This window comes from Streptomyces murinus, assembly GCF_002154555.1.
Lineage (GTDB): Bacteria > Actinomycetota > Actinomycetes > Streptomycetales > Streptomycetaceae > Streptomyces > Streptomyces murinus.
In genome coordinates this window covers 432-2132 of the sequence record NZ_MUNF01000913.1, presented here as the reverse complement: position 1 = coordinate 2132, position 1701 = coordinate 432, and the positions used below count along the sequence as shown (strand labels likewise).

General features: G+C 65.9%; 2 protein-coding genes. Both read right to left on the bottom strand.

Annotation, left to right across the window (positions count from 1 at the left end; genetic code table 11):
* On the bottom strand, positions 1–862 hold an 862-nt coding region (locus tag CCN72_RS36535), incomplete at its 3' end, for an ATP-dependent metallopeptidase FtsH/Yme1/Tma family protein (RefSeq protein WP_143664336.1).
* A 219-nt stretch (positions 863–1081) separates the two neighbouring features.
* Complete coding sequence (hpt, locus tag CCN72_RS36530; protein WP_037660361.1) at positions 1082–1642, bottom strand: hypoxanthine phosphoribosyltransferase; 561 nt, start codon at positions 1640–1642, stop codon at positions 1082–1084.
* Positions 1643–1701: the final 59 nt, after the last annotated feature.

Sequence of the window (1701 nt, the reverse complement as noted above, 5' to 3'; positions counted from 1 at the left end):
ACAGGCCTTCGTCGACGAGATCGCCGCGGTGGCGGCCGACCGCGTCGATCTCGTCGACGAAGACGATCGCCGGGGCGTTCGCCTTGGCCTGCTCGAACAGGTCGCGGACGCGGGAGGCGCCGACACCGACGAACATCTCCACGAAGTCCGAACCGGAGATCGAGTAGAAGGGCACCCCGGCCTCGCCCGCGACGGCACGCGCCAGCAGGGTCTTACCGGTACCCGGGCGGCCGTAGAGCAGCACACCCTTGGGGATCTTGGCGCCGACGGCCTGGAACTTGGCCGGCTCCTGGAGGAACTCCTTGATCTCGTGGAGCTCCTCGACGGCCTCGTCACAGCCGGCGACGTCGGAGAAGGTCGTCTTCGGGGTGTCCTTGGTGATGAGCTTGGCCTTGGACTTCCCGAAGTTCATGACCCGGGAGCCGCCGCCCTGCATCTGGTTCATCAGGAACAGGAAGACGACGACGATCAGAACGAAGGGCAGCAGGGAGAGCAGGACACCGACGAACGGGTTCTGCTTCGACGGCGCGACGGTGTAGCCGTCCGGGATCTGCTTGTCCTGGTACTTGGTCTGCAGGTTGTTGGCGAGCTGGACGCCCTGGTCGCCGATGTAGCTCGCCTGGATCTTGGAGCTGCCCTCGACCTTCTGGCCGTCCTTGAGCGTGACCTTGACGGTCTGCTCGTCGCCGGTGGTCAGCTTGGCCGACTGGACCCTGTTGGCATTGATCGCCGCGACGACCTGGCCGGTGTCCACCGACTTGTAGCCGCCGGACGAGCCGACGACCTGCATCAACACGACCACGGCAAGGACGGCCAGCACGATCCACATGACCGGCCCACGGAAGTATCGCTTCACGTCCATCCATACGGAGCGATGCCGCCCCGTCCCTCCTGCCATAGTGAGTTTGATAAGACAGTTCTTCCGACGGTACCCCAGCCTTGGCGCCCGAAGCCGCGTGAAGCCGCTTCGAGAGCCGGGAAACCCGTCTCTGCATGCTTCAACGGCACGGGACCCGCCGGGGTTCCCGATCACCTCGCCGGGCTTGGGCCGAGTGGCTCAGCCCAGGTGCCCGGTCCGGTGTCAGCCGCCGTAGACGTGCGGCGCGAGCGTACCGACGAACGGCAGGTTGCGGTACTTCTCGGCGTAGTCCAGGCCGTAACCGACGACGAACTCGTTCGGAATGTCGAAGCCGACCCACTCGACGTCGATGGCGACCTTGGCGGCGTCCGGCTTGCGCAGCAGCGTGCACACCTTGAGGGAGGCGGGCTCCCGCGAACCGAGGTTGTTGATCAGCCAGGACAGGGTCAGGCCGGAGTCGATGATGTCCTCGACGATCAGGACGTCACGGCCCTTGATGTCGGTGTCGAGGTCCTTGAGGATGCGCACGACGCCGGAGGACTGGGTGCCCGCGCCGTACGAGGACACGGCCATCCAGTCCATGGTGACCGGGGTGGACAACGCTCGCGCGAGGTCGGCCATGACCATCACCGCGCCCTTGAGGACGCCGACGATCAGCAGGTCCTTGCCCGCGTACTCCGCGTCGATCTTCGCGGCCAGCTCGGCCAGCTTGGCGTCGATCTCTTCCTTGGTGATGAGCACCTTCTCGAGGTCGGCACCCATGTCTTTCGCGTCCACCCGCATCACTTTCGGTCGTCCCGCACTTACGGCCGCAATCACGGCCTCCGGCTGCCCCGTGCCGG

What these genes read in the sequence shown, in the direction of transcription:
- hpt (WP_037660361.1), bottom strand. Translation starts at nt 1,642, where the DNA reads ATGCGGGTGGACGCGAAAGACATGGGTGCCGACCTCGAGAAGGTGCTC.